General features: G+C 66.7%; 2 protein-coding genes. One reads left to right on the top strand and one right to left on the bottom strand.

The annotated features are described in order from the left end of the window. Positions 1-888: hypothetical protein (locus VHS75_RS20920; protein WP_329640561.1), on the top strand; the 888-nt coding region annotated here is incomplete at its 5' end. A 126-nt stretch (positions 889-1,014) separates the two neighbouring features. Here VHS75_RS20920 and VHS75_RS20915 read toward each other — a convergent pair. After that, positions 1,015-1,959, bottom strand: coding sequence for an IS110 family transposase (locus VHS75_RS20915; protein WP_329640560.1), 945 nt, complete (start codon positions 1,957-1,959; stop codon positions 1,015-1,017). Positions 1,960-2,153 lie beyond the last annotated feature (194 nt).

Below are 2,153 nucleotides of genomic sequence, written 5' to 3'. Positions count from 1 at the left end.
AATTCGAGCCGCTTGATTCTGCTCTACGGGCCACCCGGCAACGGCAAGACCTCGATCGCCGAGCGCCTGGGTTCGCTGTTCGGCGGCATCGTCTGGCTGCCGCATTGCTTCGAGGTCGACGGCCAGATCATCAAGGTGTTCGACGTCGGGGTGCATGAGCCCATCGAAGGGGCGGAGGTCGCCGCTCAGCAATCCCTGGCCGTGCATCGCGAGGAATTCGATCCACGCTGGCGCGCCTGTCGGCGTCCATTCATCACCGTCGGCGGCGAGCTGACGCCCGACATGCTGGAGCTCGGCTACCGGCCGGTAGGCAAGTTCTACGAGGCCCCGGTGCACATCAAGGCGCTGGGCGGGGTGTGCCTGATCGACGACTTCGGCCGCCAGCTGGTGACACCCAAGGCCCTGCTCAACCGCTGGATCATTCCGCTGGAGAGCGGCCGCGACCGCCTGAAGCTGCATTCCGGCAAGAGCTTCTCCCTGCCGTTCGATTCCCTGGTGGTGTTCGCCACCAATCTGGCGCCGCACGACCTGATGGACGCCGCCTTCCTGCGGCGCATTCCCTACAAGGTCGAGGTCCCCGCCCCGACCATCGAGGAATTCAAGGCGGTGTTCAGGAAGGTCGCCGGCGCCGCCGGCATCGAGTTCAGCGAAAAGGTGATCGACAAGGTGATCGCCGAGATCAGCGAAAACAACAGCTTCCCCCTGGCCAGCTATCAGCCGAAGTTCGTCGTCGACCAGATCCGCGCCGCCAGCCGGTTCGCCGGCCTGGCGCCGCAGTTCCTGCCCGAGCTGCTGGACATGGCGCTCAGCAACCTGCACGCCCGCGGCACCCCGGGCTACGGCGTCAAGTCCGTCGCCGCCCAGCCCCGCCGCCCGCGCGCGGTGTGATAGGTGCCGCTGAGCGCCTCTCCCTCCCATTTATGGCTACCTGATTCACACAACTCGCCCTCTCGCTTCCTTCTCCCCTTGCGGGAGAAGGTGGCGGGCGGGAGCCCGCCGGATGAGCAACTGTGTTCAGCTTGCATAGGCTGGGTCCCATTGCTGACCGTTGCGCAGCATGGCGATGAGGATGCCGAGCATTCTCCTGGCGACGGCGATGATGGCGACTTTGGGGGTTTTGCCGCTAGCGATGAGGCGCTGACGGAAGGCCTTCAAGGACGGATTGCAGCGGGCGGCGCTCAGGGCGGCCATATAGACGACGTTGCGGACCTCGGCCCGGCCGCCCCAGATGGCCCGCTTGCCAGCGCGCTTGCCGCTGTCGTCGTCGAAGGGCGCGAGACCGACGAGGGCGGCAATTTCCCGGCGGTCGGCGTCGTCGATCTCGGGCACCAGGGCCAGCAGTGTGTGGCTGAGCACCGGTCCGGCGCCTGGGAAGGACTGGATCAGGCGGTCCCTGGCCGCCAGGTTGGCGTCGCCAGCGACGATCCGCGCCAGACGCTTGCCGATCAAGAGGATCTCCGCCTCGATGCGCCGCAGGCGATGGCCGGTCATGCGCCGCAGGAGCGGATCGCGCACCTGCTCGAGTTGATTACCCAGCCTGACCTTGTCCTCGGTCAGTTGACGCCTGGCGACCACCAGCTCGGCCATCTGCTCGATGACGGGGTCGTGGCGCGCCTCGCGTGTTGGCAGCTGGGCCGTGAAGCGGGCCAGGGTGAAGGCGTCGATGCGGTCGTTCTTGGCCAGCCGGCCCAAGGCGCGGGCGAACTGCCGCGCCCGGTATGGATTGACCAGGCGCACCGGCAGAGTGGCCTTGCGCAGAGCCTTGACCGCCCCACGCTCGTAGCCGCCGCTAGGCTCCAGGCCGATGGCTTTGATCCTTTCGCCCTTCAGCTTCTCGATCAACTTGGCCCAGCCGGCTTCGTCATTGCCGACTTGGAAGAGTTCGCCCGTCTCCAGCACCGCCACATCCAGCCAAGCCTTCGACACGTCGATCCCTATCACCCATCCCTCATCGGCCATCTTCGCACTCCCATCCTTGCGTGCGGGGTCTTGCCCCCTGCAACTGTTCGGGTTGAAGAAGAAGACGGCCGCGTCCCCAGCTCACCCACGGCTTGCAGGCCCCAGGGGTCACGGGCTCGCGACCGCCGCCGGGATCGGGTCATGACCCGATCCCGGCGCCCACAATCTCGCACAGGCCGAACACACAAGGGGTC

It is taken from the genome of Phenylobacterium sp. (assembly GCF_036264965.1).
GTDB lineage: Bacteria > Pseudomonadota > Alphaproteobacteria > Caulobacterales > Caulobacteraceae > Phenylobacterium.
This window is presented reverse-complemented; position numbering and strand designations above follow the sequence as displayed.

Coding starts and splice junctions, on each gene's coding strand:
- VHS75_RS20915 (WP_329640560.1), bottom strand. CDS start 1,959: ATGGCCGATGAGGGATGGGTGATAGGGATCGACGTGTCGAAGGCTTGG.